27 protein-coding genes are annotated in these 25959 nt (G+C 67.6%); 3 read left to right on the top strand and 24 right to left on the bottom strand.

Features of this window, described 5'->3' with window-relative positions; all coding sequences use genetic code 11:
* Nucleotides 1-103: 103 nt before the first annotated feature.
* The gene (locus KF910_RS07275; RefSeq protein ID WP_292260022.1) at nucleotides 104-4126 is read left to right on the top strand and encodes a hypothetical protein; all 4023 of its coding nucleotides are present in this window, start codon (nucleotides 104-106) and stop codon (nucleotides 4124-4126) included.
* 18 nt (nucleotides 4127-4144) lie between these two features.
* Here the strand turns inward: KF910_RS07275 and KF910_RS07270 are convergent, their stop codons facing one another.
* The 4 genes from KF910_RS07270 to KF910_RS07255 form a co-directional block, all read right to left on the bottom strand.
* Complete coding sequence (locus tag KF910_RS07270; protein WP_292260019.1) at nucleotides 4145-5056, bottom strand: HEPN domain-containing protein; 912 nt, start codon at nucleotides 5054-5056, stop codon at nucleotides 4145-4147.
* A 94-nt stretch (nucleotides 5057-5150) separates the two neighbouring features.
* Entirely contained in the window at nucleotides 5151-6491 is a 1341-nt protein-coding gene (locus KF910_RS07265; protein ID WP_292260016.1) for a hypothetical protein, read from the bottom strand.
* A 120-nt stretch (nucleotides 6492-6611) separates the two neighbouring features.
* Nucleotides 6612-7076 carry a type II toxin-antitoxin system YhaV family toxin gene (locus KF910_RS07260; RefSeq protein WP_292260013.1) on the bottom strand — a complete coding sequence of 155 codons (465 nt, stop codon included), beginning with the start codon at nucleotides 7074-7076 and terminating at the stop codon, nucleotides 6612-6614.
* Nucleotides 7076-7639 carry a helix-turn-helix domain-containing protein gene (locus KF910_RS07255; RefSeq protein WP_292260011.1) on the bottom strand — a complete coding sequence of 188 codons (564 nt, stop codon included), beginning with the start codon at nucleotides 7637-7639 and terminating at the stop codon, nucleotides 7076-7078. The genes KF910_RS07260 and KF910_RS07255 overlap by 1 nt, the downstream gene beginning before the upstream one ends.
* 163 nt (nucleotides 7640-7802) lie before the next feature.
* On the opposite strand from KF910_RS07255, the gene KF910_RS07250 reads away from it, so the two are divergent.
* Complete coding sequence (locus KF910_RS07250) at nucleotides 7803-8162, top strand: type II toxin-antitoxin system PrlF family antitoxin (RefSeq protein ID WP_292260008.1); 360 nt, start codon at nucleotides 7803-7805, stop codon at nucleotides 8160-8162.
* A gap of 54 nt (nucleotides 8163-8216) precedes the next feature.
* Here the strand turns inward: KF910_RS07250 and KF910_RS07245 are convergent, their stop codons facing one another.
* Both KF910_RS07245 and KF910_RS07240 read right to left on the bottom strand, forming a co-directional pair.
* On the bottom strand, nucleotides 8217-8735 hold the full coding sequence (locus KF910_RS07245) for a hypothetical protein (protein ID WP_292260006.1): 519 nt from the start codon (nucleotides 8733-8735) through the stop codon (nucleotides 8217-8219).
* 174 nt (nucleotides 8736-8909) lie between these two features.
* Nucleotides 8910-9575: an HAD hydrolase-like protein gene (locus KF910_RS07240; RefSeq protein WP_292260004.1), complete on the bottom strand. Its 666-nt coding sequence runs from the start codon at nucleotides 9573-9575 to the stop codon at nucleotides 8910-8912.
* Between the two features lie 105 nt (nucleotides 9576-9680).
* Here KF910_RS07240 and KF910_RS07235 point away from each other — a divergent pair, with 105 nt between their 5' ends.
* Nucleotides 9681-9980, top strand: a complete 300-nt coding sequence (locus KF910_RS07235; protein WP_292260003.1) for a hypothetical protein — start codon at nucleotides 9681-9683, stop codon at nucleotides 9978-9980.
* 22 nt (nucleotides 9981-10002) lie between these two features.
* On the opposite strand, the gene KF910_RS07230 is transcribed toward KF910_RS07235, so the two are convergent.
* The 18 genes from KF910_RS07230 to KF910_RS07145 form a co-directional block, all read right to left on the bottom strand.
* The gene (locus KF910_RS07230; RefSeq protein ID WP_292260000.1) at nucleotides 10003-10386 is read right to left on the bottom strand and encodes a helix-turn-helix transcriptional regulator; all 384 of its coding nucleotides are present in this window, start codon (nucleotides 10384-10386) and stop codon (nucleotides 10003-10005) included.
* A complete protein-coding gene (locus tag KF910_RS07225) occupies nucleotides 10376-10561 on the bottom strand; it encodes a hypothetical protein (RefSeq protein ID WP_292259997.1) in 186 nt (61 codons plus the stop codon). Before KF910_RS07225 ends, KF910_RS07230 begins: the two co-directional genes overlap by 11 nt.
* The gene (locus tag KF910_RS07220) at nucleotides 10558-10782 is read right to left on the bottom strand and encodes a hypothetical protein (RefSeq protein ID WP_292059451.1); all 225 of its coding nucleotides are present in this window, start codon (nucleotides 10780-10782) and stop codon (nucleotides 10558-10560) included. Before KF910_RS07220 ends, KF910_RS07225 begins: the two co-directional genes overlap by 4 nt.
* Before the next feature lie 83 nt (nucleotides 10783-10865).
* Complete coding sequence (locus tag KF910_RS07215; protein WP_292259994.1) at nucleotides 10866-11474, bottom strand: lytic transglycosylase domain-containing protein; 609 nt, start codon at nucleotides 11472-11474, stop codon at nucleotides 10866-10868.
* Nucleotides 11468-11971 (bottom strand): S26 family signal peptidase, encoded by a 504-nt coding sequence (locus tag KF910_RS07210; protein ID WP_292259992.1) that lies wholly within the window; start codon nucleotides 11969-11971, stop codon nucleotides 11468-11470. The genes KF910_RS07215 and KF910_RS07210 overlap by 7 nt, the downstream gene beginning before the upstream one ends.
* Nucleotides 11968-13149 (bottom strand): TrbI/VirB10 family protein, encoded by a 1182-nt coding sequence (locus KF910_RS07205; RefSeq protein ID WP_292259987.1) that lies wholly within the window; start codon nucleotides 13147-13149, stop codon nucleotides 11968-11970. The genes KF910_RS07210 and KF910_RS07205 overlap by 4 nt, the downstream gene beginning before the upstream one ends.
* Nucleotides 13146-14195, bottom strand: coding sequence for a TrbG/VirB9 family P-type conjugative transfer protein (locus KF910_RS07200; RefSeq protein ID WP_292259984.1), 1050 nt, complete (start codon nucleotides 14193-14195; stop codon nucleotides 13146-13148). Before KF910_RS07200 ends, KF910_RS07205 begins: the two co-directional genes overlap by 4 nt.
* Entirely contained in the window at nucleotides 14174-14857 is a 684-nt protein-coding gene (gene trbF / locus KF910_RS07195; RefSeq protein ID WP_292259982.1) for a conjugal transfer protein TrbF, read from the bottom strand. The genes KF910_RS07200 and trbF overlap by 22 nt, the downstream gene beginning before the upstream one ends.
* A gap of 2 nt (nucleotides 14858-14859) precedes the next feature.
* A complete protein-coding gene (gene trbL / locus KF910_RS07190; RefSeq protein ID WP_292259980.1) occupies nucleotides 14860-16242 on the bottom strand; it encodes a P-type conjugative transfer protein TrbL in 1383 nt (460 codons plus the stop codon).
* An 11-nt stretch (nucleotides 16243-16253) separates the two neighbouring features.
* Nucleotides 16254-16922, bottom strand: coding sequence for a conjugal transfer protein TrbJ (locus tag KF910_RS07185; RefSeq protein ID WP_292259979.1), 669 nt, complete (start codon nucleotides 16920-16922; stop codon nucleotides 16254-16256).
* Nucleotides 16923-16965: 43 nt separating this feature from the next.
* On the bottom strand, nucleotides 16966-19419 hold the full coding sequence (gene trbE / locus KF910_RS07180) for a conjugal transfer protein TrbE (protein ID WP_292259977.1): 2454 nt from the start codon (nucleotides 19417-19419) through the stop codon (nucleotides 16966-16968).
* 9 nt (nucleotides 19420-19428) lie between these two features.
* Nucleotides 19429-19707, bottom strand: coding sequence for a VirB3 family type IV secretion system protein (locus KF910_RS07175; protein WP_292259975.1), 279 nt, complete (start codon nucleotides 19705-19707; stop codon nucleotides 19429-19431).
* Complete coding sequence (locus KF910_RS07170) at nucleotides 19707-20027, bottom strand: TrbC/VirB2 family protein (RefSeq protein WP_054764203.1); 321 nt, start codon at nucleotides 20025-20027, stop codon at nucleotides 19707-19709. The genes KF910_RS07175 and KF910_RS07170 overlap by 1 nt, the downstream gene beginning before the upstream one ends.
* A 511-nt stretch (nucleotides 20028-20538) precedes the next feature.
* Entirely contained in the window at nucleotides 20539-22380 is a 1842-nt protein-coding gene (locus KF910_RS07165; RefSeq protein ID WP_292259974.1) for a hypothetical protein, read from the bottom strand.
* A 6-nt stretch (nucleotides 22381-22386) separates the two neighbouring features.
* Complete coding sequence (locus tag KF910_RS07160; protein ID WP_292259972.1) at nucleotides 22387-22605, bottom strand: hypothetical protein; 219 nt, start codon at nucleotides 22603-22605, stop codon at nucleotides 22387-22389.
* Between the two features lie 127 nt (nucleotides 22606-22732).
* Nucleotides 22733-23653: a P-type conjugative transfer ATPase TrbB gene (gene trbB / locus KF910_RS07155; RefSeq protein WP_292259970.1), complete on the bottom strand. Its 921-nt coding sequence runs from the start codon at nucleotides 23651-23653 to the stop codon at nucleotides 22733-22735.
* Nucleotides 23650-24063, bottom strand: coding sequence for a hypothetical protein (locus KF910_RS07150; protein WP_292259969.1), 414 nt, complete (start codon nucleotides 24061-24063; stop codon nucleotides 23650-23652). The genes trbB and KF910_RS07150 overlap by 4 nt, the downstream gene beginning before the upstream one ends.
* Nucleotides 24050-25927, bottom strand: coding sequence for a type IV secretory system conjugative DNA transfer family protein (locus KF910_RS07145; RefSeq protein ID WP_292259968.1), 1878 nt, complete (start codon nucleotides 25925-25927; stop codon nucleotides 24050-24052). The genes KF910_RS07150 and KF910_RS07145 overlap by 14 nt, the downstream gene beginning before the upstream one ends.
* Between the last annotated feature and the right edge of the window lie 32 nt (nucleotides 25928-25959).

Here is a 25959-nt window from a genome sequence, read left to right as displayed (position 1 = left end):
CTTGAAGGCAAGGCGCGTCTCTCCCTACCTAGGATTTGCGCCCAAGGCGCACGGGGAGGGAATATCCAACGGGATGACGCAGCCAGGTTTCAGCGCGAAGGACATGGTCGCCGCCCGCGCCTTGCTGGCGTGGTCGCAAGCCGATCTGGCCAAGGCGGCAAATATTCACCCGAGTGAGGTCGCTGACTTCGAGCTTGATTGGCGCGAGGTCAGCTCTACCGCCGTCGAGGCCATGACTGCGGCGATCGAGGACGCCGGCGTCTGGAACGACGATCAGGGCCTTCGCCTCACCGAAGATCCCGCTGCGCCGGCCCCATTCTCCGGCGGTAACTCGACTCGCTTGATCGAGGCTTCCGACCTTGTCGTCTGGGCCGACAGCCGCGACGGCCAGGCTGGCATGCCCGAGCTTCTGAGCCGATTGATCCGCGCCGAGCGCGGGGTCGCCGCCAGCGTTCGGTTCCCTTCCGGCGACAGCGTCGCTCAACATGGCTGGGACGGCGAGGTCCGCGTTGTCGGCGCGTCGGTCAGAATTCCGGATGGCCAGTCGGGTTGGGAAACCGGGACCGACCAGAAGAAGAAGTCAAAAGCCGATGGAGATATAAGGGCCCGGACGACAGACTACGGCGACCTCGAGCCGGCGAATACGACCTTCATCTTTGTGACGCCCCGTCGTTGGGGAAAGCAGAAGGATGTCTGGGCCAAGGCGCAGCGCGCCAAGCGCATCTGGAAGGACGTCCTGGCCTATGACGCCGACGATCTGGTGGACTGGATCGAATGTCACCCCGGCGTCGGCCAGTGGCTCGCCGTCCGCCTCGGCAAGCGCCCGGCAGGTCTGAAGTCACTTGCGGATCTCTGGGCGGATTGGTCGGACGCGACCCAGGTTCCATTGAGCGGAGAGCTGACCCGCATCGGACGCGACGAGGATGCGGCGGTCGTCCTGCGGTGGCTATCGGATCCCGCCTCAGAGCCGCTGTTTGTTCAGGCCGAGTCCGTCGAAGAGGCGGCGGCCTTTTTCCATGCGACGATCGAGATGTTGCCTGATCGGTACTACCGCGCCATGGAAGCCCGCGTCTTGGCGCCGGAGACATCCGCAGCGGCGGCGGGTCTTGCCGACGGGCTGACGCCGCTCATTCTCATCCTGAACGAGACGGAAGCCGGCGTCGCTCAGAGGCTCTCTCGAAAGGGCCATCACATCTACGTCGCCCTGGGTTCGAACTCGGAGGCGCCGGACTCAGCGCGACGGCTGGCGAAGCCAACCCGGAGCCAGTTGCATCAAGTGCTCGTGCGGATGGGCCTCGAGTACGGCCAGGCGCAGAATCTTTCTCTCGACGCCGGCCGCAGCCTCGCCGTCCTTCGCCGTCTCATGCCTGCGGCTCCGGGCAGTCGTCCATCCTGGTCGATCCCGCAGCCGCCTCGTCCGATGCTCACTGCGCTTCTCGCCGGCGGATGGCTCGAGACGCTGGACGGCGACAAGGCCGTCATCGAACAATTGGCCGGCATCCCGTACGAGGAGGCCGTCAGAGCGCTCGGGCCGTACGCCACCGTCCTGGATGGACCTCTGCGAAAGCGCGAGGACGCGTGGCGACTGAAATCGCCTCGCGACGCCTGGGCCCTCCTCGCGCACGGTCTGACGCCTCAGGACATCGACCGCTTCCTGTCCGTCTATTGCGAAGTCTGCGCCGAGATTGATCCGACCTGGGACATGGCGCCGGACGACCGCTGGCTAGCGAACGTTCGGAACATCCATCCGCGCTTCTCGGCGCTCCTGAAACAGTCGATGACGGAAACGATGGCGCTTCTGTCGCTGTATGGCGACCGGGCGGGTCTGGTGGACGGCGTCGAGGCGAAAGTCGCCAGGACCCTGACGACCATCCTTGACGGTGCAACGGAGGCGATCTGGTGGTCGCTTGGACCCGTCCTGCCGAAGATGGCGGAGGTCGCGCCTTCGGCCTTCCTCGGCGGCATCGAACGTGCGCTCGGACAGACGCCCAGCCCGCTGATTGCCTTCTTCGAGCCGGAGGCCTCTACCCACACCGTCACGCGGCTCCCACAGCTGATGTGGGCCCTGGAAAGACTGGCCTGGGATCCGGCTCTTCTGCCTCGCGTCTCCGACGTCCTGGCGCGGCTCGATGCACTGGATGGGGGCGGCAAGAACGTCGCCCGTCCGAAGCAGGTGCTCACCACGATCTTCCTGTCGTGGTCTCCTCAAACCCACGCGACGCTGAAACAGCGGCTGGCCGTCATCGACGGCCTGCGCAAACGACATGGAGACATCGCCTGGGATCTCATGATCTCACTCCTGCCGCGCTCGCACGCGATCACGATGCCGACGTCGTCTCCGCATTGGCGCAAGGCCGCGCCAACCGACCGCGAGGCGTCGCCTGAGACGGTCGTCCACGACTGCGTCGTAGAGGTCTCAGACCGGCTGATCGAGGATGTCGGCAATCGGCCAAAGCGCTGGAAGGCCCTGCTGAAGGCCATGGAGCTCCTTCTGCCCGACGCTCGGGCTGCGATCGGCCAGAAGTTGCTGGAGGCGGAGCAGACGATCACCGGCGAAGAGGACCGCGACTTCACGCGCACGGCCCTTCGGAAGGTCCTGGCTCGCCACCTGGAATTCCAGGACGCGGACTGGTCGATCCCGGCGGATGAACTGACGGTGTTCCAGACCGCCCTCGAGCAGTTCGAACCCGAGGATGTCCTCTGGAGGCATGCCTGGCTGTTTTCCAATGGCACCGGCTGGATGGGATCCGTGCGCGAGTGGCGTCAGTCGCTGGACGAAGCGACCGCCGCCCGCGCCAAGGCCTTCGACGAGATCGTCGAGGTGCACGGCATCGAAGGCGCCTTGGCCCTCCTCGACCGATGCGATCAGCCCCGCTGGGTGGGAGAGGCGGTTGCGCAGTCCTCCGCTGCAGCGTCCTGGCGGTCAGACTTCATTGAACGCGGACTGGCGTCGGATGACGGTCCCCTCTGGACGGCCGCCGCCGAAGTGATCGGCCTATTGCGCGCGAAGGAAGGCGGCGCCGATTTCGTCAACGGCCTGCTGCTGGCTCCTGGCCCCCAACTGGACGAACGGGCGGTCGGACGCCTGCTCCACTTCCTCCCAGCAGCCCCCGAGACGTGGTCGGCTGTCGAGACCTATGGCCCCTCGTTCGAGGATCGCTACTGGCGGAATCTCGCGGGGTGGGCGGTGGCCGAGAACAAGGAGGAGACCGAACATGCGATCCGGCGCTTCAACGCCGCCGATCGCGCCCCGGCCTCTCTCCAGTTGATCGGGAGCCGCCTTGAAGTCGATCTGGACCCGAAGCTGATCGTCGAAACGCTCCACCTCGCGCTGAAGACCGTGCATGAGGCGAGCGAAGACACCAACGAGCCCGTGATGCGGCTTCACTATCTGACGCGCATCCTCGCCCACCTCGAAGCCCATCCGGACGTGGGGGACGACGTCGTGGTCCTCCTCGAGTGGTCCTACTTCCGCATGCTGCGGTACTCCGAGCGACCCAGCCCCGTGCTCCATCGCGAACTAGCCCGGAGCCCGGATTTCTTCCTCCAGGTGCTAACCATGGCCTTCCTGCGAGAGGACGACGACGGCGGCGCAGACGAAGACCTCCCCGGCGCACCCGCAACGCCGGAGCAGCGGGCCGCCATGGCCCGGCACGGCTACGATGTGCTGGAAGCCTGGAACCGCATCCCGGGCGCAGATGACAAGGGGCGGATCGACGGCGCCGAACTTGAGCGGTGGGTCACGGAAGTGCGCCGCCGCGCGTCGGAGCTGGGACGCAGCCTGCCGGCTGACCTCCGGATCGGCCGCATCCTCGGGATGAGCGCAAAACCGCCAGGCGAGGTTTGGCCTCCCGTCGCCATTCGCGAGGTTCTCGAGAGCGCAGGATCGGAGACGCTCGAGGACGCATTCGTCTCGGGGGCGTACTCGTCACGGGGCGTGATCACGCGGGATCTGAGGGAAGGAGGCCGCAAGGAGCGGACGCTGTCTGGTCGCTACAGAGACCATGCGAAGGCGATGGCGTCAGAATACCCCGTCACCGCCCGGCTACTGAATCACATCGCCGATATCTACGACGGTCGGGCGAAGCGCGAAGACGACGAGGTCGAGGAGCGGAGCTGGCACTGAGATCCCGCCGCGGCGATGTCACCCCGCCGCGCCGCGCAGATGATCGATACGTTCACGGCAGACGCTGGCGACGATGTCGGTTAGCCGGCGTGCCGACGTCGCGAGCATTTCGAGGTCTTCTGGGCTGACGTCGTACTGATCGGAGTAACGCGCTTCGACATAGGCGCGCTTCAACGTCTCGAAGCGCCGACGGTCGGCACGCTGCTCACGCGGCCACGCTTCGACCAGACGCTTGTCGACATCCTCAGCGAGGGATCGAAGGAATTTGATGTTGTGTGAGCGGGGAAAGTAGAAGGTGTGGACGAGCAGGAAACACGCGTAGGCCCTCTCGACCGCTTGGTGCAGCGAGAACGCCGCGTCGCACCGTTCGTCTCGCCGCACATGAAACTCTGCAGCTGCAAGCATGCTGTCGATCCTCGGCAGCCAGTGAGCAAGATAGCGCTCTGCCATTTCAACGGCGTCACTGGCCGTCATCGGTTTCGGAACCGCCAGCGGATGACCCGGCAGTTCGTAAAGTACGACGCCGTCACGAACGATATCGGTCCAGAAGTACTCACCGCGTCCGATGGCCCGGTTCACCTCGGCGAGGTCGTGGACGATGATGTTGACGATCCGGCCGACGGACGGGTCGTGCAAAATTTTGTTCTCGGCCTCCCACCAGTAGTCGGCGATGTCCGTCAGCTTGGGATGGCTGACGATGACCAGCAGGTCGAAGTCCGACAGATAGCCGTTGTCCGGCTCGTCCACCCAGTCGGTGCGGGCGTAGCTGCCGAACAGAATGATCTTGAGGACCTTGCCGCCCTTGCGCCAATCCGACGTGCCGCCCGCGCCTTTCCGGAGCGCCGCCTCGAACTCCGTCAGCAGGGTCGAGCGGATGTGCGCGAGCTCTTGCTGCTGCCGTTCAGGGAGGTGGTCGAGGGTTGATTTCATCGACACGAGTCTAGCCGGAAACTGTGCGTATGATCGACAGATTTCGGCTTTCGGAATGAACGATGCCGGCATGAGCGCTGACAGAGGGACGCGCTCAGAAGAAAGCGCCGGGCTGAACGGGGCCGTCGGTTGCGACCAAGGCCTGAAGAGGCACCGGTTGCGGCGTCGTATGTCGCCCGATCTTCAGCGGAGCGAAGGTTTCGTCGAAGTCCCAGTTGGTGTCCCGCTCCAGCGAGACCTCCGATCGGAAATAGTTGACGTTGGCCCACCTGAACCGCCGGTTCGCCGGTCGGTAAACCCACGTCTCGATCAGATTGGCCATGTAGCGTCCCCGATCGACCTGCCCCTCTCCCGTCGCTTCAATTCCGATGTGGACCACCCCGGGGCGATCGGCAGGAAGCTGACGCTCCGCGCGGACGAGCGTCCGACGGAAGTGACCTGACTTCATCTCCAAAGCGCGGGGGGCCCGACAAGTCCACCCGATCACGCTCGCGTGGTGCAGATCCGTCGCATAGAACGGTCGCCCCTCCGCGGGCGTCCACTGACCCGAGAAACTGTAGTCCCACTCCGCCTGCAGCACGCCCGCCGTGAGTTGGATCATGCGTCGGGAGCCGTAATAGATGTCGTCGTGCGCCATGACCTGCAGCAGTCCCGCCGCATCGGGAGGGCGAAGCCGCCCGATCGCTGTTGCGTCTGCCCAGCCGCCCCGGTTGGCCGCCAGAGCCTCACGCACGCGCTCGACCAGATAGCCGTCCGGCACATCCTGTAGCTCGACGTTGTAGACCGCCTCCAGGACGAGTGACGGCCCCGCCTGGCGAAGGAGGTCATGAACAGGGTTCGCCAGGCGGCCTCCTTGCGCCACCTCGTTGACGGCATAAGTCGATCGATCGAGGCGCTTGCACTCGACTGCCCAGCGGCGGTTTGGCTTGGAGGCGAGGAAGTCCGGGGTCGCGGCGCCGCCGCGCTGCTCCGGGACAAACTCGACCGTCCATCCATCCCTTCGCCAAGCGAGCGCCACCAGCAGTTCATAGACGCCGGCGTCCATAGACGTCCGTCGTTCCGTCAGCAGTCGCCCGGCCCTTTCCTCCGCCCCCGGAATGCCGCGCAGGATCGCCAGATCAGCGCCGAGACGCTTCAGGAGCGGCGTGATCCGCGCCGCTTCCTCGGGCACCGAGTGGCGTCTTCCGTCGGCGAAATCGGCGCCTTGCAGAAGCCACCAGGCCGCCTGATCTTGCCCATCGGTTGGTGGAGCCTGTCCGCCTTCGCGCCAGACAGCCAATGAGGCCTCGAGGCCCTGACGCTGAGTCTCAATACGCGCAGCCACTTCTGCGGCAGGCGCGAGTCCAGTTAGCCAGTCGATAGCGGCCTGAACGTCATCGTCTCGCCAGTCCTGCCCGTCACGTCTCGCAATCCAGAGGGGGTCTTCGTTCGCCATAGGCGCACTAACCGAGAGATCCGCTCCGTATTCAAGTGCCCGGTGACTTGGGGGCCTCGACGGCGCCCTGGCGACAGGTTCTGGCTGAATTGCGATCCGACACCTGGGCGTCTGGATGCTTTAGATCCCCAGCAACAGGTCATCCCAGTCGGTCGGCGGATCGCCCTTGCCCAGCCGCCCCTTGAAGACGGCGTAGGGGTCCGTTTTGGAGCCCGCCTTCCGCAGGGTGCCCTCGTCGTTCACCCAGACGTAGATGATCATCTTCGTCTTCGAGTCGAACCGGTAGAACAGGCGGAACCGCTGCAGGAATTTGGCGCGCCGCCAGTGCCGGTGCGCCGATCCCATGGTGTTGCCGAGCTGGTAGGCCGCCGCGTTCGGATCGGTCGGCACCTCCATCGAGATGATGTCGGTGATGCGTTTGAACAGTTTGGCCTTGGGGTGGCTCGCATAGCCCTTCGGGTCCCCCGTCTTCAGCTGCGCCACCTCGTCACGGAGGCGCTCGTAGTCCGCGCGGAAGCCTGCGTGCATGAACAGTTTCCAGCCGTTGACGACGGCGAACGGGGTCGGATCGGGAGGCCTGGCCATCAGATCCCCTTCCGACGATTGCCGGACGGCCGCGTCGCCGCCCGCTTGGCGGCCTCGGCGTCGAGCGCCGCCTGCTTCATATCAGCCACGATCGCCTCGAGGCGTTTCACCAGCGGGGTCAGGTCGTAGCGGTTCGAAGTCTGTCCCCCCGACGCGGACCGGCGGGCCTCGCTGACGATCAGCTTTTCGTCCTGCAGCCGCTTAAGGCTCCGCTGGATCGTCTTCTGGGACACGCCCAGCCGTTCCGCCAGAGCGCGCTTGGACGGCCAAGGCTGCGATTCCGGCGCCCACCAGTAGTCAATCAGACAGATCAGGGTGGCCAGATCGGTCGCGCCGATGTGGAGCCGCGGAAGGCCTTTCAACAGGGCGGACGGAATGACGGTCCAGCCCATGTCGAGGCTGGTTCGCCATTTGATGCGCAGGGTCTTCTCGCTTTCACGCTCCTTGGGCGTCTCAGCGGTCTCTGCCGGGGGGGTTGCGGTATCGGTCATGGGCGCAATATGATCCGTCAGACGGCCCGAATAAAGGTTCGCGCGAGTGCGACCCCGGGTCGGATATGACATGGGGGCTAGGACTGAGATGTCCAGGCCCCGGTGACGCGAGAGTCCCACGAAGCAGGACGCCTCGTCGCAGCACTCCTGGCGTTAAGGACCATAGGACGTATCGGCCCCTGGACAGGATTGTCCCGGTATAGGAGGCTGTTTGGAACGTACTAATATACGTTCCATGGGCAAGCACGCAGTCAGCTTCGAAGGTTCGGTGACCACCACCGGCAGGTCCGAGGCCGTGCGCCTTGAGAAGGCGTTCTTCCGTGCCCACCCGGAATTTCGCCAGAAGGCGCGCGTGCGCGCCCAGGCGATCGGCGAGGGCCACGTTCTCGTCTCCGTCGCCGAACCCATGATCTCCACGTCCGAAGAGGTCGACCCCGTGGTTTCCGCCTACCTCTCCTTCCTTGAAGCGGACATGGTTGCGCACCCCGAGCGTCTGTCGCCCTTCAGCAGCGCCGACCTCGCAACCGCGCGCGAGCTGGTCCGCGATGTCGTGGTCGCCGACGACGAGGCCCTCCCCGACGACGTCACCTTCTAGGCTCGGAACGCCTGCAGCGATTTGGTGCTTGCGGACGGTCCGTCTGCGCCGGCGTCACACCTGTTGTTCGATGGGTGTCGGATAGAGCTCGGCGATCAGCGCCCGGCATCGGTCAAAGATGACCTTCGCCATATCGGGTGCATAGACGTGATCGCTGCCGTGCGCGATCTCGTTGCGGATCGAAGCCAGCAAGACGTGATCGTCTCCCCAAGCGCTGGGCGGGGGAGCGCTCAGAAGGCCGAGCTTCACCGCGTAGTCCAGCCTCGGCTTCAGGCCGCTCATCTTCGCCGCCGGTGCGCCCAGGCGGGTCTTGAGCGAGAACTCCACCGTCGCGAGGGCCTGTCCGCAGGCGACCACCATCAGTTCGTAGTCAAACCATCCGTAGAGCAGGGCGTGCAGGGCGCGACCGTAGAGGCGCTCGATCACCTCAGGGACCGCCGTCTGCAGGCCAAGCCGGGCGACCATTTCGTAGTGGTCCTCGAAAGTGATCGGCCGCAAACCCGTCTCGGGGTCGTCGATCATGATGATCCGGTAGCGTTCGTCGGGCAGAAGCGCTTGTTCATAGGATTTCATCGGCTCGAGCCCGGGCGATGTCGGTGAGGGTGCGCCGGGCGTTGAGAACATGTGAGATTTGCATGCGCTCACGCCTTTAGCCGAAGCCTGGACATGCGCGTGAGCCGCACCGGGCGGCGTCATCCTAGCCCACTGGGCGGCCGACAGGTAGGTCGCGGCGCTCGTGAGCCATCCTCAGGCCAAGAGTATGGCGGCGGCCTCGGCTGACGTATGGACCATATAGTCCGGCACGGCGGCGCTGAGAGCCGAAGCCGCGCCGTATCCCCAGGACACGGCCATCGCGGCCACATGAACCTGGTGCGCCGCTTCGATGTCCCGCACCTCGTCGCCGACGGCGCAGACGCGGGCCGGTTCGACGTCCAGTTTGCGGATCAGGGATGAGAAGCGCGCGCCCTTCCCGAACAGCGACGCGCCGCAACTGAAGGCCGAGATCAACGACGCCGACGGCCCGAGCACCGCACGGACGTTCTCCTCGCTGTTGGAGCTGACCACAGCGGACCGGACGCCGCTGTCGTGCAGCCGCCGCAGAAGATCGGGGACGCCTTCGAAGAGGGCGATCTGATGCGCCTCATGGGCCATTCGCTTGCGCAGATCGGCGGCGATCCCCGGAAGGCGAAGCGGCGACACGCCGAGCGCCTTGACGACCTCTCGGGTCGGCAGCCCCCGAAGCCGCTCGATCTCCGCAGCGTCCGGAGCCCTGAAGCGATGGGCCTTGGCGAGGCTCGGCAGCTGGGCGATGAACCAGGCCGCGCTGTCGGCGAGCACGCCGTCGAAGTCGAAGAGGACGAGTTTGTATTGGGCCATTCGGATCGCCATAGCGGGATTACGGTCGGCGGGCACGTAGTCCGGCCCCGCTGAGCCCCGACGGCCGCGAAAACAGGGTGAACACGGCCGTTAACGGCGACGCTTAAACGAGCCTTCAGCGCCCGGGACTATGTGACGGGAATGAGTTTTCCCGTCGCCAGACCTGATCGCCGCATTCTCGTGCGCCGCCGGTGCGCCGAACAGTGCGTCATCGAGTACGGCCAGGGGCAGACCGCGCCCGGGGTGCTGCGCCAGCTCGATCTGCACGGTGCTCGCGTCAGTTTGCTCCAACGAGGCGCTGCGCTCTCGGGCGACGTCCGCATCCTCACCCACGCCGGCGACGAGGTTTTCGGCGCGACGGCCTGGCGCATCGGCGATGTGGTCGGCGTGCGGCGGCACTCCCGATCCGAGGCCAGGATCAGGGCGCTCAGGGCGAGCTGAATCCCGCACGATCCACAAGGCGCTAGAAGTCGAAGCCAAGCTGGCCCTCCGCGACGGCCGGCCCGCTTCGACGCCGGGAGCGCGACTTCGTCTTGCTCCCTTTCAGTGCCACGGACGGGTTCGGCTTTGCGTTTGGATTCGCAATGACGTGGTCCTCGCGAGGGCGGGGCGGCGGCGGCCTGATCGGTCGGGCCGCCGGCTCGGGTTCCGGTGTCGTAGGCCCTCGGCTTTCGTTCCAGCGGGCGATGTCGCGCTCGCGCCAGGCCACCCGTCCGGGTGAGATCGGCACCGGCTCTGGAAAGTCTCCGGCCTGACGCATGCGCCACGCGGTCGTGCGGCCGAGGCCCGTCAGATCCCGGACCTGCCGCCAGCCCAGGAACCGCTCGAGCCCTTCGTCATGGGCCATGACGCTTTTCCAGAAGCGCCGTCGCGCGATCCCCCATGACAGAGGCGAGCGCCGCCGCATCGTTGGCCGCGTCCACAGGATCCCGGCTCCACCAGACCAGCAGGACGGCCTTGAGCGGACAACTGACCGTCGGGTCGTTCATCAGGGTCTCGAGACTGGGGCGGTCGGGCGTCATGAGGTCGCCTCCCGGCGCCGGGCCTCCCGCCGCAGCCGCTGACGCTCGCTGGATGAGGCGGCGGGCGCCGTGATCTGGGCCTCGGCCCAGGTCTCCAGCAGGTCCAGTGGATAATAGGGCTTGTTGCGAATGTGGCGGCAAGGCGGGCCGCCTGACCCGGTCGAATAGGCGCGCGCCAGGGTCGTCGGCTTCATCCGGATGCCCTTGCCCTCCAGGAACACGGACGCCTCCGCGCGGGTCAGGAGCGTCTCCGGGGAAGACGGGGCGGCCGCCTCCGCGCCTTCATGAGGGGCGGTCGCGAAGGTCACAGCCCGGCCTCCGCCGGGACGCATTCCCGCGACGATCGCACCCCGCGTCCCGCCGTGAGCGCCAGGTAGCAGTTGATCACCGAGACGACGTAGTTCTGGGTCTCGGCGATGTTCGGGATCCGGCCCAGCCGGGCGACCCGATCCGGACCGGAGTTGTATGCCGCGAGGGCGAGGCGGAGGTCGCCGAAGCGAAGGATCTGGCGGGCCAGATAGTCGGCTCCGCCCCGCAGGTTCTCATAGGGATCGAAGCGGTCGCGCACGCCGAGATCCGCGGCGGTGCCCGGCATCAGCTGGGTCAGGCCGCAGGCGCCGGCGTGGGAGCAGGCCTGGGCGCGATAGGCGCTTTCCACCACGACCAGGGCATGCAGCAGCTTGCGATCCAGACCATGCCGGTCGGCCGCTTCGGCGATGGCGTCGGCGAAGGGCTGGTCGAGGTCCGCCAGACGGACGGCCTCGAGGCCAGCGGCCTCTGGTGCGGGTGCTTCCGGAACAGCCCCCACGAACAGGTCTCCGCCGGCCGGGCGCCAGTCGACGCGGGTCTGGGCCGCGACCGGCGTCGCCGCGAGGGCGATGACGGCGGCAAGGGGAAGCAGGTGGCTCACCATGTCAGGGGCTCCCGATAGACGCCCTCGATCTGGGCGGTCCTCACCGGCCCGAAGTACCGGCTGTCTAGGCTGGACGGCGTATCGCCGAGCAGCAGTCGTTCGTCGGCGGCGAGCCTGCGGCAGCCTCGCCAGGCGGGAAGCGCGACGCCTGTGCGATCCCGTGCGTGGATGCGGACGGTGCGCATCGGCGCGATCAGCCACCGGCCGTCCGAACAGACCGTGTCGCCGCCCGTAGCCACAACCCGTTTGATCAGCCGCACCTCGGCGGGCATCCCCTGGCGCGAGAGATAGAACCGCACGATCTCGGGCTGACGAATGGCAACCACCGCGCCGCGCCCGATGTCAGGGGCGTCGGTGCGGAAATAGACGCCCCGGGGAAGGCTCGGGCTCTCATTGATCAGGGCGACGGCTGGACGCTGCGCGGCGATCGCGCCGATGGCGAGGAGACCGACGGCGGGCGCCACGGCCGCCACGAAAAGGCGACGGAGACGGGTCATCGGCGGTACGGCTCCAGAATGAGGTCGCGGGTGATCATCACCCGGACCGGAGCCCCCGCCCGGACCCGTATGGTCGGCTGGACCCCGAGCTCGCGATCAACAAGCCGTCCGCCGACCTGGGAGGCCTCGATCGAGGCGGCGCTCCCCGCGCTGGCGGCGAACGACCGGTCCTCGGATCCGCCGCGCGCCAGTTCGCCCAGGGTCGTGATGGCGCCCGCGAACAGAGTCGCGACGCCGAGCGGCAGAAGCCGACGATCCACCTCTCCCCGCACGCCGACCGCCCCCTGCGCGTCCACGCCCGGTTCTTCGGACAGGATCAGGCTCTTGCCGTTGGGAAGGATCAGCCGATCCCAGACCAGGAAGGCCCGACGGTCGCCGTGGGCGCTCTCGCCTTCATGGCGTCCGATCAGGCGCGTCCCCTGCGGGACGACGAGATGGCGACCGGTGATGGAGTCGAACACATTCTGGCTGACCGTGGCCACGACCGGGCCGGGACGCGAGGTGTCCACAGCCGTCAGCAGGACGCCCGGGATGATGGCGCCGGCCTTCAGCTCATAGGGGGAAACCGGCGCCAGCAGGCCGTGGGGACTGTAGATCGCGCCATAGTCCCGCATCGCCGGGGACGGCGGCGCATCCGATCGCCCGCCTCCAGCCGGAGCGGCGGCCCCGCTCGACGGGCTTCCGAAGAACAACCCGGACGCCGCCGCCTGCTCCGCCGGTCGCGGCCCGCTGGGCGCCGCGGCGTATGACGGCGCCGGCACGCGTGCGGGCGGCGGCGAGGCGACGGCAGGTTCATCTCCCGGTGTGGCGGCTCGGCGCTCCGGCAAGGCGTCCGCCTGGGCGAGCCGGTCATAGCTCGCGGGCTGGTCCGTCACCCGCTCCGAGGGTCGAACGCTGCCCCGCGCCTCGCTCGCGCCATCGGCCTCGGCGGCGTCCCGGGCCTGACGCGTCATCTGCGGCTGGACGACGAAGGCCCAGGCGAGCGAGCCGGACACAAGAAGGGCGGCGACCATCACCGCGCCCTGGACGACGGGCTTGCGGATACGCACGGCGCCCGGCCGCGGCGCCCGGCCCATCAGGGGCGGCGGGGGCGCCTTGGGCGTCGCTGTCGGGGTGGAGGGAGGCGGCGCGACATCGTCACCAGGGCTGACAGGGGGGAGGAGATTGGGATCGGTCATCGGGCGGCTCCCGGAATGCGACGGATACGGACGATCTGCGGACGACGGTCGCCGAGCCGAAGTTCGGCCTCGTCGAACAGGCGGTCGACGATCAGGACGCCGTCGGCCTGCCGGTAGTTGACCAGCTGGAGTTCCTCGCCGGCCCGGACAAAGAGGGCCGGCGCCTCATCGATCGAGGCTCCCGGCGACAGGGTGATGAAGGTCCGTGCGCCGTCGTTGAAGACAGCAGTCGGAGCCCAGCGCGGGGACCGCCCTCGCGGCTCAATCCTGTAGCGTGCGTCGAGGGGCCCCTGAGGCGTCACCGCCTGCACGTCGAGCGGCGGCAGGCCCGACTGCGGATCGACGACCGGGCGGCTCTGGGCGGCGAGGCCGTAGTCCCAGGCAATGGCGGCGTTGAAGGCGTCGGCGGCGCCGCTGCGCAGGGTCAATAGATAGACCCGCTGGCTGGTGGTCAGGACGAGGTTGGTCTCCAGACCCGCCTGCAAAGGTTTGATCAGAACATGGGTCCGGGCGGAAGCGCCGGCGCCCGACTGGCTCTCGCCGATCTGCCAGCGCACCGTATCCCCGGCCGCCTTGGCGGTGACCGTCTCGCCCGGTGCCAGGGTGAGCGCGGTGACCCGCAGGGGTGCGGTCCAGACCTCGTAGACCCGACCGTCGGACCAGCCGAACACCTGGACCCCGCCCACGAAGCCGTCGGCGCTGGAGGCGGCTCTGGCGACCCGGTTGGCTTCCGCGATTGCGACGCGTCCGGACGGCGTCTCCGGCGGCGGCGTCTCGGCGCGACGCCGGCGCGGAGGGTCCGCCTGAGCGACCGCCTCGAGGTAGGGTCGGGCCGTCGAGCCCGGCTCGACGGGAGGCTGAGACGGCTCGGCCTCCGACGGAAGGACAGGCTCGGGCCCGACGTCGGGTGTCGTGACCTCGGGCGTGACCGCTTCGGACAAAAGGATAGGGTTGGCGTCCGGCCCTCGCAGCAGGGCGCAGCCGGAGAGCGCGAGAGCGGCGGCGGCCGAAAGGGCGGTCACGCTCAGGAAGCGTCGGGGGTCCATGAGACATCCTCGATCTTGAGGCCAAGGGGATTGCGCATCAGCTCCGCCTCGTTACGCGGCGGCTGGTGGGCGACGGTGATCAGGGCGCGCCAGCGCTCGGCCCCGGCCTGCTGGCCGTTCACGAAGCGGGTCTCGCGCCATTGCAGGTCGAAGGTGCGATCGCTGCGGCGGACCACGTTCAGCACCTCGACATTGACCGCTTCCCGGCCGGCCTCCGCGAACGGGTCGTTGGCCTGGGCCCAGTCGTTGAGGAAGGCCGAGGCCTTCGGGGTGAGAAGGTCGTAGGCGCGCAGCCAGTTCTGCCGGATCACGATCGGATCGATCGATTTCGACCGAACGTCCCGGATCCATTGCGCGAGGGCGTAGCCGGTCTGGGCTTCGGTCGGCTCGTACCGGCCCTCCAGGGCCGTGATCCTCTGGGTCTGCCCCCAGTCGGACACCTCGACGACGAAGGGCCGGACCACCGCCCGATCGGCCTGGACCCACCAGCCGGCGCCGAGAAAGGCCGCCAGCGCGAGATTGGCCAGGGCGATGCGGCGCCAGTTGCGGGCATGGGCGATAGAGAGACCCATCCGGTCGTCCCAGACCTGGCCCGCCCTCTGGTAGGGGGTGGCCTCGGGCGACGCGGTCAGGGCGCGCTTGGGCTTGAAGAAGGGATGCATGCTCAATCCTCGTTTCTGACGGTGGGCTTGAGGGCGCCGCTGTTCTCGCCGGCGGGCATGAGAGCGCGACCGGAGTTGGCGATGAAGAAGGCCTGGAGGGCGGCGGATCGGCCGGCGGCGCGCCCCTTCGCCCCCCCGTCCACCGGCCGGTCCTCGGACAGGGACGGGTAGGAGCGGGTGTCAGCCTGGGTCCTGGCCTTGCCCGGAGGCGGACCGGACGAATTCGGTTGAGGGGGCGGCTCCTTCGACGGCGCTGGGGTGGGAGACCCCGGGGCCGCCGCAGCGCCCGAGGTCGGCGCGGCGTCGCCGCCAGAGGGCGCTGGATCTCGCGTGCGCCCGGCCGGCCCTGATCCAGGTCCTGGTCCCGGCGATGGCCGCGGTCCGCCGCCCGAGGGTGCGCCTCCCGAGGAAGGTCCGCCTCCTGATGGTCGCGCCGCAAACGTTGCCCCTGCGGCGGATCTCGACGACCCGCTGACCGCCGCGGCCCGTCCGGCCATGGCGCCCGCGCCCGCGGCGCCGCCGGCGACGAGGGCCCCTGCCCCGGCGACGGCGAGCCCGCCGGTCAGGGCCGCACCCGCCCCGAGGGCGGGGCCGCCGGTCACCAGGGCCGAGGCCAGGTTGGGAATGAAGATCGCCAGCATCGCCAGCAGCAGGGCGGCGACCAGGATGGTGAGGGCTTCATAGATGTCGGGATTGGCGGACGGTTGCAGCTGGTCGAAGATCGTCCGCGCGCCGGACACGACGATGGCCAGGGCGAGCACCTTGAGCCCCGAGGAGACGACGTAGCCGAGGGGCCGTTCGGCCAGGAAGGCGGTCTTGTTCCAGATGCCGAATGGCAGGAGGACGAAGCCGCCAAGGGTGACGATCTTGAACTCCAGCAGGGAGACGATGATCTGGAGGGCCAGAATGGCGAAGGCCAGCATGATGCCGATCATCGCCAGGCCGAGGATCAGGGCGTCGGCCATATTGCCCATGACATCGAGCGGGTTCTCGACCGGCGCCGGCGTTTCCCCCAGCGCCTTCACGATCTCCCAGCCCTGCTGAAGGATCGCTCCGGGGTTCAGGAACTCCTCACGCGACAGGGCGCCTCCCCCCGCCGTCAGACCCAGCTCCAGAAACCCGGCGTAGATGGTCTCGGACAGGGCCTGCCAGTCGTTGATGATCCAGGCGAAGGCGCCGATCAGCAGGACCTTTCCGAAGCCGGACGCCAGGACCTCGCGATTGGGCGAGAGCGCCCACTGGATCCCTGTCAGCGCCACGACGAGCGCGATCAGCAGACCGAAGACGCCGTTGACCGACCCGGACAGGGCGTCGAAGCCGGCGGTGACGGTGTTGGAAAACACCACCATCAGCTCGTTCGGGGTCTCCATTCCGGGGCCGGCCATGACTGCGCTCCTCAGTCCCGCGCGTGGGGCAAGGGGTTGAAGGACGGAGCGGCCGGCGTGGAGGTCGCTCGCTCCCAGAAGCGGCGGCGGGCCTCGATGGCGGCGTCGCGGTCGGCCGCCTGACGCGCCGCGCCCTCGGCCATCAGCCGGGACTGGGCCAGAAGCACCGTCCGCATGCTGGCCAGGTCCTCGGCGAGAACGGACAGCATCTGGGTCGAGGACTGGATCGCGGCCGTCTCGCCCTCCGCTGCCTCGCTCGCGGCCATGGCGCCGCGCAGGCGGCCGTCACGGCTCTGCGCCAGTCGCTCCAGCTCCGCCGCCGTGCGCGCGAGGTCCTCGGCGGTCCGTCGGGCGGTCGTGGACCGATCGGCGCCGAGGGCCGTGAGGTCCGAGAGGGAGAGATCGTCCGGATACAGGTCCGCGAACTGCCGCTGGACGCCGTCAAGGGTCGACGCCGTGCCACGAACCGTGCGCGCCAGCTCGCCGATGTCGCGCAGGGTCTGCGACGAGTCCGCGAGATGGCTGTAAGGCGAAGCGGCGAGGCTGCGGGCCTGATTGGCCAGTGCGCGGGCCTCATTGGCGAGGCTTTCGATCTGCCGCGCGGCCGAAAGCATGGCTTCGACATCGGCCTTGGCGTCATACACCGCCCATTGTGCGCTCGCCGGCTGGGGCGCGGCCACAAGCGTCAGCGAGAGCGCTGCGAGACCACAGAGCCAGCGTCGGCTATTCGGCCGCGAGACGATGGGCGACGGCCGGATCGAAGCTGTCGAAGACGTTGTCGACATGATGGACTCCCTTGGCTTTGAGGAATTCGCGGGCGAAGCGGTCCGGTCGCGGATCGGCCGGATCGAGAGCCGCCAGCACACTCTCGATGAGGGTCTGGTCGTCGGGAGACGAGGCGCCGCAGAGGGCGAGCCCCGCTCCGCTGAGCTTGAGGTCGAAAAGCCGCCGCCCTTCGGGCTGACGCAGGTAGTAGGTGCGCTTGGGGGTGGCCCAGGCGATCAGCTCCAGCTGACGGCGGTTGAGACCGAACATCCGGTAGAGGTCCGCCGACGCCGGCTCGAGCGCGCGGGGGTTCGGCAGGAAGATCTGGGTCGGGCAGCTTTCGATCAGGGCCGACGCGATCGACGAGCGCACGACGTCGTCGAGCGACTGGGTGGCGAAGACCACCGCCACGCCCTTCTTGCGGAGCGTCTTCAGCCACTCGCGGATACGGGCGGCGAAGGCCGTCTCGCCGAGGAACAGCCAGGCCTCGTCAAGGACCAGCAGAGTCGGCCGGCCGTCGAAGCCGCGCTCGACTCCGTGGAACAGGGCCGCAAGCACCGGCGCCACCGCCGACGGGGTCGCCATCAGGCTTTCGAGCTCGAAGCATTCGAAGGCGGCGAACGTCTCGTTTTCCGGAGCGACGCCGTCGATCAGGGCGCCATGAGGCCCCTTGAGCGTCAGGGGCTCCAGGGCCGCGGCCACGGCCTTGTCCTGGACCAGGGCCGTGAAGACGGTCAGCGTCCGCTGCGCGACGGGGGCCTGGGCCAGAGCGCCGAGCGCGGCCCAGATCTCCTCGCGGATGCGGGGCGTCGGCTCGAGGCCCGCAAGCCGGACGGCGTCCGCCAGCCATTCCGAGGCCCAGGCGCGTTCGCCGTCGTCCTCGATGCGCGCCAGAGGCTGGAGGGTGAACGCGCCGCCGGGCTGGAGCGGATGCCAGCGCCCGCCGACAGCCAGGGCCGCGGCCCGCGCGCTGCGGCCCTTGTCGAAGACAACGACCCGCCCCTCAGGATAGCGGAACCATTGAAGGGCGAGGAAGGCGAGTAGCGCGCTCTTGCCCGAGCCGGTCGGTCCAACGACCATCGCGTGACCGACGTCGCCGACATGTAGGGCCAGCCGGAACGGCGTCGACCCGCTGGTCCTTGCGACCGCCAGCGGCGGCCCGTGCAGGCGCGGGTCCGATGTCGGACCGGCCCAGACCGCCGAGACCGGCAGGAGGTCGGCGAGGTTCAGGGTGGAGACCAGAGGCCGGCGAACATCCGCATAGGGCTCGCCCGGCAGGGAGCCCAGCCAGGCCTCCACGGCGTTCAGGTCCTCGGTCCGGGCGACGAAGCCCTGGGCGTTCAGCGTCGCCTCGATCGCCCGGGCCTGCTCCGCCGCCCGCTCGGGGTCGCGCGCCATCACCGTGATCGTCGTGGTCAGATAGCCGTAGGCGCAGGCGTCCGAGCCGAGTGCTTCGAGCGCGCCGTCGCACTCGTCGGTCTTGGCCGCCGCATCCGTATCGAGGAGCGGGACCTCCTCCTTGGTGATGGCCTCGCGCAGCAGGACACCGACACCCTTCCGCTTGGCGAACCAGCGCTTGCGCAGCTTGACGAGCTCGACCTCGGCGTCCGCCTTGTCCAGGCCGATCCAGCGCGCGCTCCAGCGATAGGGGAACGGCAAGGCCCCGAGGGCGTCGAGCAACCCCGGCCGCGTGCTCGCGGGAAGCCCCCGCACGGAGACCACCTTGAGAGTTTGGCCGTCCAGGGTCGGAGACACGCCGCCTAGCAGGGGCGCGTCCGCCAGCCAGGCGTCGAGGAACATCGGCGTCGAAGGCAGCGCGAGCCGGACCGACCTCGGAGACACGCAGTCGTGCAGCCAGGTCAGGATCTCCGCGTCGTCCAGCATCGCGACCTCCGGAAGGGCGTCGGCCAGAAGGTCGACGATCTGCGCGGTCTCGCGGGCGAAAGCGTCCAGGGCGGTGCGCCAGTCCCGGCTCGCCGGATCGGCGCCGTCGAAGAGGACGCGCTCCACCCGACGGGTCTGGTCCGCCGGCGGAAGCCAGGTCAGGGCCGCCCGGTAATCGGTCTCATAGGCCGGCTCACTGGTCTCGAAGAGGCAGCGGCGCTCGGCATCGACCAGCCAGGCCGCGGCGATCTCGAACTCACTCGCGGGATACGGCTGGGCGGGTCGGCGACGCGCCTCGACATGGAGGCACCATCCGCTGCCCAGACGCTTCAGGGCGTTGTTGAGCCGCGCCCGAACCGACATCAGCTCCAGGTCGGAGGCCGACTCCAGATCCGGCCCCCGGAACCGCAGGCCGGAGGTGAAGGAGCCGTCCTTGTTCAGCACCACCCCGGGGGCGACCATGGCCGCCCAGGGCAGATGATCGGCCAGAAGCGCGGGCCGGCGGCGATGTTCATCCAGAAAGCGCATGATCAGCTCTCACGCATCGAGATGGCCCGGCAGGGCCAGGTGGCGGCGAAGGACGTCGAAGAACCGTTTGTCAGCCCGCGCGGCGTAGAGGCCGATCGCGTGGGCGATCGCCCACCAAAGGAGGCCCAGCCACCAGATCCGCAGCGCCAGCCCCAGCACCACCGCGACGGTGCCCATCAGGATGGCGTAGTCTCGAGGCATGCCCGCCAGGGTGACGGGCTCGGTGAGGGCTCCCGCGACCGGGAGATCCCAGCCGGCCGGACGATGATCGGACGGCGCGTCGGACATCAGGCGATCTCCGCCCCGCCGGCGAAGCCGAAGAACTGCAGGAAGAAGGTCGAGGCGGCGAAGGCGATCGACAGACCGAAGAGGATCCCGAGCCCTCGCCGCATGGACGAACCGTTCTCGCTCATGGCGACCCCGGCGCCGAACAACACCACCGCCACGACGGCGGCGGCCTGGACGACCGGCCCGGTGATCGATTCCACGATCTGCTGGAGCGGTCCCTCCCAGGGCATGCCGGATCCGCCCGCCAGGGCCTGTCCGGCGAAGAACAGGCCGCAAGTCACCGTCGCGGCCGAAAGGCCACGTTGAAGTAAACGCCGCATGGTTTGAGTTCCTGTGGTCAGGCCGGAAGGTCGGCGTTGACGATCTACAGCAAGCAAAACCATCCACAGTCTGTCAACGCGGCCTGTGAATATATTTTGACAGCGAACTCTTGCTTCTGGATCGACCGCGAAATCAATCGACCGTCCATCGACGTCTTGCAACGATGCAAGTCGTCCGCGACTTCCTTCATTTCACCCGGAAGGCCCGTCATTCCTGACTTCAGACCTCAATGCGTCCGGATTTCGCCGGATTGCACGACAGGGCGCCGACGAGAGAATCGGATCGACGCCAGGCCTCCCGAAAGGGCGAGCGCATGACGTCAGAAGCTTGTGTGGCCGCCGAATATTGTCGGGCGTGGTCTGCGATGGATCAGCATGGGACGGACGGATGCCCGCGACCGCTCAAAAAGAGGCCCGCTGGGCGTCCGTCAGCGCCCGGAACATTGCTGAAAAGCTGTCGCGGCAGTCGCCCATCGACGGAGACGATCGCGACGACAGCCCCTGAGCCAGATCAGGCGGTCTCGCGCAGGAAGTCGTCCTCGTCCTCGACCTGCGCCTCTTCCCCCTGTCGGTTGGGACGGAACTGACGTCCCATGCTTCGACGGGCGCTCTGGATCGAGTCGTAGAAATCGTCGGCCGCCAGGCTCAGGCTTTCCGGCGCGAGGGCGTGACGCACGGCGTCTGGATCCCATTCCTTGTTGAGCTGCTTGGCCAGGGCGAACACCACCGCCCGACCGACGCGCAGCACCATGCTTTTCTCCGCCTGTCGAACGGCGGCCTCGCGCATGCTGTCGAGGTCGGCGACGGTCGCATAGGAGGCCTCGAGCGCATCCTTCATCTCGCCGATCGACGGATAGAGCATGTTGAGGAACAGCTGGCCGTTCTCGTAGTAGCGACCGGCCCGTCCCTTCAGCTGCTTCTCCTCGATCTCCTCGGCCGTCCGCAGCAGGACGATCTCGGGCGCGCGTTCGCGGTCTTTCCACAGATCGGCCGCCTTCGACCCTTGCGGGGCAAGGTTCAGATCGATGTGCTTCGTCTTCGGCCTGGAGGCCCCGCCGGCTCCGCCCTCGCCGTCACGCTGGGGCTGGGCGCCCACACCGCTCGCCGTATCGACCAGGCGGCTTCCCGTGGGCGTCGGCCTCGGGGAGACTCTGCGAACCCGCAGGTCGTCGAGCAGCTTCTGAAGTTCGTCACGGATGTCGTCGCTGGAGGTGCTCTCCGGCGCGAACGACCGAATGACGTCGATGAGCCACTGGGGGCGATGCTGGGCGACGAGGTCGCCGAAATGGGCGGCTTGAACGGTGTCCTGCTCGCCGGCCTGGTATCGCAGAAACTGACGGTAGGCTTCAGGCAGCACGTCTGCGTCGTCCGGCAGTTCGATATGGACGGAGATGTGCTTCGATCCGAACGGGATCCCGAACAGTGGGGCGTTGATGGACCAGGCGCGTCCGGTTTTCACGTCATAGAGCTCGTCGCGATAGACGACACCGGCGAGACTCAGGGCCGACTGTATGGCGCCGCTGATCGAACGGTTGTGGCTCGGCGACTTTTCGTAGGGCGGGTCGTAGAAATAGTGGATCTTCACGCCGCCCGGCGCCTCGACCGTCTCGGTCCGCTCAAAGACTCCAACGGCGGCGCGTCGCGGCAGGGGCTCGAAGGCCCGGGTTCCGTCTCCGAGCTTGTGCGTCCCAGCCAGCAGGGTCACGCGCACGCCGTCAGGCAGCCGGTAGAACCGGTGATACAGGTAGGTGGCCAGCCACTGCGCATCGACCACCGGATCGCCGTTGTAAGGCGCACGGGCGGTCTCCTGATCCGCTTCGTTTCCCAGCAGGCGAACTTCCGTCCAGTCCTCCGTCAGGTCGTATCCTTCCTCGGCGGCCAGCTCGGTCACATCGATGACCTCGACGAGGTCGCCGTTCTCCAGCGTTCGCCGAAGACGCCCGTACCGCCCGTCGCGCTCGCAGAGGATCACCTCATTGACCGCGCCGGATTTGCAGGAGCGATAGACCATCCCCAGTCGGTTGGACGGCAGGGACGCCACCTTCGCGCCCATCCCGAAGTTCGCGTCCAAGCCCTTCTGCTTGCGGATGGACGAGGCCAGATCGCACATCCGGTAGAGCTCGGCGGCGTCCATGCCCGGTCCGGTGTTCCAGATCGCAAGCTTGGGCGTGTCGTTGAACGTCACAGTGCGGAAGATGACCTGACGACTCCCTTCGGGCGCGAGGGACGCGGCCTCCATCGCGTTCTTGGCCAACTCCCGCACCATCATCGTGCGCGGGCAACGCTCGATGGTGGTCGAGACGAGGAAATCGACGTCGTCGATAAGGATCGGGGTGATGCTGGCGTGGGTCACGGCGGCCTACAGCTTGAAGCCGGACTTGCGCGTCCGAGGAGCCTCGAAGCGGGCCTCGACCTCCGCGACCGCGTCACGCAACGCCCGCATGATCTTCTTCACCTCCGCATCCTCGTACTCATAGACCTGCCGGTTCGACAGGTTGCCGATCCGGGTGATCGCATCGAGCGCCTTGGTGGTGCGACCTTCCGCCAGTTCGCGGAATTTTTCGCGTTTCTGAGTCACTAATGAGCGTCCTTGTGATCGTATTCGTCGATATTTTCGTCGAATACGAACCAGACATCCGCGCAATTTGCAATCACGCGGGTATTCAAGGCGGGGAGAGCGCCGTCGATTCTTGGACGGCCCGAAGTCAGCTCCCAATGGGCAGCAGGTCATCGACGACCCGGCCCGTTCGGGTCCGACGAATGTGCACGATGATGTCGATGGACTGGGTGATCATACGGTGGGGGATCGCCGGCCCGACCTCGGCGATCAGGTCCTCGATCCGAGCCACAGCCTCGCGAGCGGAATTGGCATGGATCGTCGAAAGGCCGCCCGGGTGCCCGGTATTCCAGGCCTTGAGCGTCTCGAGCGCCGCCGATCCTTCGCGCATTTCTCCGACGACGATCCGGTCGGGTCGCATTCGAAGGGCGTCGCGGACCAGATCGACGACACCGATGGGGACCGGATGGCGGCGCGTGAGCGTAGCGACAAGGTCCCACGCGGAGCATTGAAGCTCGGGCGTGTCTTCGATCAGGAAAACACGATCGTTCGCGAAGGCCGGCTCCGCGAGCAGCGCATTGGCGAGGGTCGTCTTACCCGACCCCGTACCGCCCGAGATCAGCAGATTCCTCCGACCCCGGACCGCGGCCCGCAGGACCCCGGCCTGATCCTTCGTCACCACGCCGTCACGCACATAGTCGTCGAGGGTCCAGATCACCGCCGGTCGCTTCCGGATCGAGAAGGCGGGCGCGGCGGTGACCGGCGGGAGAAACCCCTGGAACCGTTCGCCGGTAACCGGAAGAACCCCTGCCAGACGCGGATTCTCGCGGGTCACCGGGTCCCCGACATAGTCCGCGATCAACCGGATGACGCGCTCCCGGGCCTCCGGCTCCAACTGCAAGCCGGTGTTGGCGCGCCCCGTTCCGACGCAATCCAGGACGAGGCGTCCATCCGGATTGACGAGGACTTCGACCACAAGCGGATCGGTCAGCGCCGCAAGGATGTCGGGCCCGAGAGCATGGCGAAGCGCTTCCAGCTTCCGTTCGCTGACGATCGGATGGACGCTCATTCGGACGCCCCGCGTTGCGGCCTGGCGCCCGAGATCAGTCGTGCAGCTGTGTCATCGAGAAGCTGTTCGATCCGCCGATCCACGGCGGCGCGGGCGACGGGATCCCGATCCGTAATGGCGTCCGGCAGGCGCATGAAGAAGGCGCGCGCGACCTCGATGACCAACTCCTGGATGATCTGCACGTCTCGCGCTGTTGACCGCATATGGTCCCGAAGCGCCCGATCCAGTTGAAGAAGCCTGTCGTCCGGATCGGCTGGAAGGCTTCTGGCCAAGCCCTTCGCGAGCGACCGCCCGGCCGCCTGACTGATGGGAATGTTGGCCGAGCGGGCTTCACGCTGCAACGCCGCCACGACTCGGGGATCCGTCACATAGACCTGGATGCGGGTGGCCGTGGTTTCACGCGCGCCCATCGCCGCCTCCCTGCAGACCATCGAGCACCGCCTGCTCCGCCGCGAAGGCCGTCGAAATCCGCTCGTAGGTCTCGGCCGCCTTGGCCGCCACGCGGCGATCATGGATCGCCGCCTCCACCTCCTTGAACAGCGGCAGGGCGGCTTCCGGATCCTCGCCCAGACTGCGGCGCCCTGCCCACGGATGGATCGGCGCGGCGGGCGTATCGACGCGCGTCGCCTGGTCGGGCGGCGGCAGGTCCGCGCGGCCTCGGAAAGGCCTTTCCTTATCGTAGCGCACCTTCTGGGTTCGCAAGGGCCGATGACCGGCCGCGAAGGTCAGCTGCACCTCTTCCGGGAGAGCGCGAACCTCGCCTGGCTCGAGAAGAGGACGTTCGACCTCCGATCGCGAGACCGAGTTGCGCCCGGCGCCCAGGCCGGCGGGCCCGCTGCGGCTGATCTTTCGCTCGAGAATGGTGCCGGTGAGCTTGGAGACCTTGTCCTGGGTCAGCGGGTCGAGCGCGCTGAAAGCGGTGTAGACGTGGCAGTTGTCCAGGATGGTGTTGTTGGCGCCGTAGGTCTCGACGATGTCGTTCAGGGATTGCGCCACGAACATCGTCTTGATGCCGTAGCCGCTCATCAGCCGCAGCGACTTCTCGAAGAAGGCGAGCCGCCCAAGAAGCGGAAACTCATCCATCAACATCAGGAGATGGCGCCGCTTCGCTCGCCCCGCATCGTCGGCGCGCTCGTCGGTCGTGAGGGCCTGAGCCGCTGCGTAGAAGAGGAGGCGGATCACAGGTCTTAAGGCGACTGCGTCCGCGGGGGCGACCTGAACATAGAGGGAGACCGGCGCCTCGGAACACATCAGGTCGCCCAGCGCAAAGTCCGATGCAGAAAGCGACCGGATCAGGTCGTCGCCGGCGAGCCATTTGAGATAGCTCCGCGCCGTGCCCTGCACCGAAGTCCGGAAGCGATCATGCATCGCCGCATAGCCTTTTACCGCGGTCGAGATGAAGGGATGGACTTCCGGAGTCCCGTCAGGACCGTGACGGTGGAGCGTCCGCACCATGACGTCCGCGGCGGCGTCGAGATCGGCCAGCAGGTTCCTCACGGTCAGAAGCGTCTTGTCCGCGTCCGGCGCCGTGTACAGGACATGCAGGATCACAGCCTCGAGGATTTCCGAGGCGGCCTTATCCCAGATCGCCTCGTCGTCCCGTGCGCCCCCAGGGTCGCTCAGAATTGCGACCAGCCGCTGAACCTGCGCCAGTTCCTGCGGTCCTGGCCGGATCTCCGCCAGCGGATTGAACCGGGCGGACGATGGGTCGCGCGGATTGAAGTAAAGGGCGTGGCTGTGGCCCGCTCGCCAACCCGCCGTCACCCGCCAGAGCTCACCCTTGGGATCGTGGACGAGAACGCTGTGCGTCCAGCTCAACAGTGTGGGGACGACATGCCCTCGCCCCTTCCCGGCTCGGGTTCCGCCTGTCACGAGCGTCGGACGAAGATCGGTCGTCGCCAGCAACCGACCCTGCAGACGCCCCAACACGCATCCGGCGTCGTGCCTCAGCCCCGCACGGACAGCTTCAGCGAGACCGCCCCACCCCCGCGTCCGTCGAACCGCGCCGTCGTCAAACAGCAGCATCGCTCCCGCGACGGCGGCCATGACGAGCATGAAAACCGAGAGCGGCATGGCGAAGACGTCCGCTTCCGCGTCGCCGAACCTCTGTCTCCAGACGAGGATCATCCACGGCCAGTAGAACCCCGTCTCCTCAATCCGCAGCGCCGATCCCAGCGCCGGATGATAGCGGTAGAGCCAGGCGAAGGTCTGGGTTGCCGCCTGGAGCGCGACAAGAAAGGCTACGGCAAGACCGGCGAGGCGCGCCTGTGGCATGGACAGCGTCCTTTCGAAGACCATTCATCGTT

Origin of the sequence: Brevundimonas sp., assembly GCF_019636155.1 — a bacterium.
Classification (GTDB): Bacteria; Pseudomonadota; Alphaproteobacteria; order Caulobacterales; family Caulobacteraceae; genus Brevundimonas.
The sequence above is the reverse complement of the archived record's forward strand: the minus strand, read 5'-3'. Positions and strand labels throughout refer to the sequence as shown.

Bases quoted from the DNA above. Each gene is read 5' to 3' on its own strand.
- KF910_RS07210 (WP_292259992.1), bottom strand. From the start codon at position 11,971: ATGACCCGTCTCCGTCGCCTTTTCGTGGCGGCCGTGGCGCCCGCCGTC.
- KF910_RS07245 (WP_292260006.1), bottom strand. From the start codon at position 8,735: ATGAAATCCTATGAACAAGCGCTTCTGCCCGACGAACGCTACCGGATC.
- KF910_RS07250 (WP_292260008.1), top strand. From the start codon at position 7,803: ATGGGCAAGCACGCAGTCAGCTTCGAAGGTTCGGTGACCACCACCGGC.
- KF910_RS07150 (WP_292259969.1), bottom strand. From the start codon at position 24,063: ATGGGCGCGCGTGAAACCACGGCCACCCGCATCCAGGTCTATGTGACG.
- KF910_RS07170 (WP_054764203.1), bottom strand. From the start codon at position 20,027: ATGCGGCGTTTACTTCAACGTGGCCTTTCGGCCGCGACGGTGACTTGC.
- trbF (WP_292259982.1), bottom strand. From the start codon at position 14,857: ATGCATCCCTTCTTCAAGCCCAAGCGCGCCCTGACCGCGTCGCCCGAG.
- KF910_RS07270 (WP_292260019.1), bottom strand. From the start codon at position 5,056: ATGAAATCAACCCTCGACCACCTCCCTGAACGGCAGCAGCAAGAGCTC.
- KF910_RS07205 (WP_292259987.1), bottom strand. From the start codon at position 13,149: ATGACCGATCCCAATCTCCTCCCCCCTGTCAGCCCTGGTGACGATGTC.
- KF910_RS07200 (WP_292259984.1), bottom strand. From the start codon at position 14,195: ATGGACCCCCGACGCTTCCTGAGCGTGACCGCCCTTTCGGCCGCCGCC.
- KF910_RS07145 (WP_292259968.1), bottom strand. From the start codon at position 25,927: ATGCCACAGGCGCGCCTCGCCGGTCTTGCCGTAGCCTTTCTTGTCGCG.
- KF910_RS07255 (WP_292260011.1), bottom strand. From the start codon at position 7,639: ATGTCATATCCGACCCGGGGTCGCACTCGCGCGAACCTTTATTCGGGC.
- KF910_RS07275 (WP_292260022.1), top strand. From the start codon at position 104: ATGGTCGCCGCCCGCGCCTTGCTGGCGTGGTCGCAAGCCGATCTGGCC.
- trbL (WP_292259980.1), bottom strand. From the start codon at position 16,242: ATGGCCGGCCCCGGAATGGAGACCCCGAACGAGCTGATGGTGGTGTTT.
- KF910_RS07225 (WP_292259997.1), bottom strand. From the start codon at position 10,561: ATGACGCCCGACCGCCCCAGTCTCGAGACCCTGATGAACGACCCGACG.
- trbE (WP_292259977.1), bottom strand. From the start codon at position 19,419: ATGCGCTTTCTGGATGAACATCGCCGCCGGCCCGCGCTTCTGGCCGAT.
- KF910_RS07235 (WP_292260003.1), top strand. From the start codon at position 9,681: ATGAGTTTTCCCGTCGCCAGACCTGATCGCCGCATTCTCGTGCGCCGC.
- trbB (WP_292259970.1), bottom strand. From the start codon at position 23,653: ATGAGCGTCCATCCGATCGTCAGCGAACGGAAGCTGGAAGCGCTTCGC.
- KF910_RS07265 (WP_292260016.1), bottom strand. From the start codon at position 6,491: ATGGCGAACGAAGACCCCCTCTGGATTGCGAGACGTGACGGGCAGGAC.
- KF910_RS07175 (WP_292259975.1), bottom strand. From the start codon at position 19,707: ATGTCCGACGCGCCGTCCGATCATCGTCCGGCCGGCTGGGATCTCCCG.
- KF910_RS07230 (WP_292260000.1), bottom strand. From the start codon at position 10,386: ATGGCCCATGACGAAGGGCTCGAGCGGTTCCTGGGCTGGCGGCAGGTC.
- KF910_RS07260 (WP_292260013.1), bottom strand. From the start codon at position 7,076: ATGGCCAGGCCTCCCGATCCGACCCCGTTCGCCGTCGTCAACGGCTGG.
- KF910_RS07215 (WP_292259994.1), bottom strand. From the start codon at position 11,474: ATGGTGAGCCACCTGCTTCCCCTTGCCGCCGTCATCGCCCTCGCGGCG.